The sequence below is a fragment of the Pseudarthrobacter sp. genome, from assembly GCF_036675385.1.
Lineage (GTDB): Bacteria > Actinomycetota > Actinomycetes > Actinomycetales > Micrococcaceae > Arthrobacter.
In genome coordinates, this window is sequence record NZ_JAKFFD010000014.1 from 1 (window position 1) to 2,632 (window position 2,632).

A 2,632-nucleotide genomic window follows, 5' to 3' on the forward strand; every position below is an offset into this window, starting at 1 on the left:
ATGTCCGTGAACGGTTCGGCCCCGAAGTTCGCCGGCCGGATGAACAAAGCCGGCGTCCCCTACGGCGGCATCGCCATCACCGCCGGAGTATCCCTGCTCGGCGTCCCGCTGAACTACCTGGTACCCGCCCAGGCCTTCGAGATCGTCCTGAATGTGGCGTCCGTGGGCATCGTCATGACCTGGGCAACCATTGTGCTCTGCCAGATCCAGCTCCACCGCTGGGCCGACAAGGGCTGGCTTAAGCGCCCGTCGTTCCGGATGTTCGGCGCCCCCTACACCGGCTACCTCTCCCTGCTCTTCCTCGCCAGCGTCCTGGTCATGGTGTTCATCGATTCGCCGCTCACCATGCTCGTCACCGCCATCGCCTCCGTGCTGATGGTGTTCGGCTGGTACGCCTGCCGCCAACGGATCCGTGAAATCGCCGAAACCCGCGACGGCTTCACCGGCACAGCCCCCGTCATCGCCAACCTGCCGGCGGAGACCTTCAAGAGGTAACGCCCTGCCCGGCCAAAGCGGCCGTGACGCCCGACGGCGGCACCTGGGTTCCGTGTCCACGGAACCCAGGTGCCGCCGTCGTACGTTCCCAGAATCCTCTTGACGGCCCACGGGCGCAGGTCTAACGTCAGCCGCATCCTGCTGTTTCAACGCCGAAACCTAGTTAAGGAGCATCATCATGCCGGAATTCATGGACGTTCATCACAACATGGTTGGAATAACCCAGGAAGCACTTCGCGAGGCACATAACGCCGATCTTGCTATCCAGAGCGACGAGAAGGTTGACTTCAAATCTGCTTGGGCCGATCCCGAGTCGGGCTTGGTCTACTGCCTGTCGGAGGCCCCGTCTGCGGACGCTGTTCGGCGTATCCATGAGCGCGCAGGCCACCCCGCCGACGAGATCCACCCCGTTCCGGTCAAGGTCTGATCAGGCGGCAGCGTCCGACGGCGGCACCTGGTTTCCGTGGACACGGAACCCAGGTGCCGCCGTCGTACGTTCCGTAATGCAACGCTCCCGCAACCCTTCGCCGCGGGCTGATCGCCTATGCTCAGCAGAGCGCGTCACAGCGCTTTTTGCAGTTCAACGACGAAGCTCACTGACCCGTTCAATGACGAACCACCCGGGAGACACGGCATGACCAACTGGCGCATCAGGGATTTCCATTCCGCAGACCTGGACGGGATCCTGCACCTCTGGGAGTCGCTCAAGGCCTCTGATGTGGAGCCCGTCTATGCCCTCTCCGAGGTGCTGGCATCCTGCGAGAAGGACCACGCAGTGGTGGCGGTGCAGGGCGATCAGGTGGTGGGCGCCGCTGTCGGCCGCGCCGCGCATGACCAGGGCTGGATCGTCTTCCTGGCTACACTCCCTGAATACCGCGGGCGCGGGATCGGCACGTCGCTGCTTGCCGCCGTCGAAAACCGCATGGCCCCTCATGGCCTCAACAAGCTCTCCGCGCTGATGCCGGAAGCGGAGACCCGGGTGGAGGCGTTCCTCAGCCGCGGCTTCGCACTCAAGAAGAACCTGCGCTATTTCGAGCGGACCATCCCCGTGCAGCGGCAGGAGCTGGGCGCGCTGGGCCAGCTGGGCGGCCGGATCCTGGCCCGCGACCTGTGGGAGAACGTGGCCGGCATGCGCAAGGAAAAGGAACTCCTGGAGCGCCGGCTTGTCCTGCCCCTCGCGGAGGCCGACCTCGCCGATGAATACGGCGTGGTGCCGCCGCGCGCCGTGGTGCTGTTCGGTCCTCCCGGGACCGGCAAAACCACGTTTGCGAAGGCCATCGCGTCCCGTCTCGAGTGGCCGTTCGTGGAGGTTTTCCCGTCCCGGCTGGCCTCCGATCCCAAGGGCCTCGCCGGGGCCCTCCGCGAAACGTTCCTGGAGATCGCAGAGCTGGAGCACTGCGTGGTGTTCATCGACGAGGTGGAGGAGATCGCCTCCCAGCGTTCCGGGGAACCGCCGTCGCCCCTGCAGGGCGTCACCAACGAGCTCCTGAAGATCATCCCGGCGTTCCGCGAACAGCCCGGCCGCCTGCTGGTATGCGCCACCAACTTCATCCGCGCACTGGATTCGGCGTTCCTGCGCCACGGCCGGTTCGACTACGTCATCCCCATCGGTCTCCCTGACCGCCAGGCCCGCGAAGCCATGTGGCAGCGCTTCATCCCCGCCACCGTGGTGGACGATGTGGACGTGGAGCTCCTGGTGGAGCGGACCGAAGGCTTCTCCCCCGCGGACATTGAGTACGCCGCCCGCAGCGCCTCCCAGCGGGCGCTGGAAAAGGCAGTGTACGACGACGGCGGCGCGGCTTCCGGCGGCAATTCTTCAGTTCGCGAGGCGGTCCGGAAGGGGCCCTGCACCGAGGACTACCTCGACGCGATTGGCGATACCCGGACCACCGTCAGCCAGGACGTCCACGAGCTGTTCCTTGAGGACATCGACGCACTGGGGCGGGTCTAAAACCTCCGGCCCAGGGCGCGAACGGACACTTAAGCCCCCGCGCACGAACTGCTCTGCACTGCCGCGGCGCCCCTTGAGGTCGAGTCCTTGCGGGTTGCTCCTGGCCGCTGAGTTATGCACATAGGCATTCATCCTCGCGGTCATTGTCAGGCCCTACTGGGATGCTTTGGGTATGGATAGCAGAGC

2 protein-coding genes and 1 pseudogene are annotated in these 2,632 nt (G+C 65.4%); all 3 read left to right on the top strand.

The features are described 5' to 3' along the window. Positions 1-495: pseudogene (locus tag V6M49_RS01330) on the top strand (amino acid permease); the annotation flags it as partial. A gap of 178 nt (positions 496-673) precedes the next feature. Beyond that, positions 674-922 (top strand): SCO4226 family nickel-binding protein, encoded by a 249-nt coding sequence (locus V6M49_RS01335; protein ID WP_141138766.1) that lies wholly within the window; start codon positions 674-676, stop codon positions 920-922. A gap of 207 nt (positions 923-1,129) precedes the next feature. Continuing rightward, positions 1,130-2,446 (top strand): ATP-binding protein, encoded by a 1,317-nt coding sequence (locus V6M49_RS01340; RefSeq protein WP_254749784.1) that lies wholly within the window; start codon positions 1,130-1,132, stop codon positions 2,444-2,446. Positions 2,447-2,632 lie beyond the last annotated feature (186 nt).

Coding starts and splice junctions, on each gene's coding strand:
- V6M49_RS01340 (WP_254749784.1), top strand. CDS start 1,130: ATGACCAACTGGCGCATCAGGGATTTCCATTCCGCAGACCTGGACGGG.
- V6M49_RS01335 (WP_141138766.1), top strand. CDS start 674: ATGCCGGAATTCATGGACGTTCATCACAACATGGTTGGAATAACCCAG.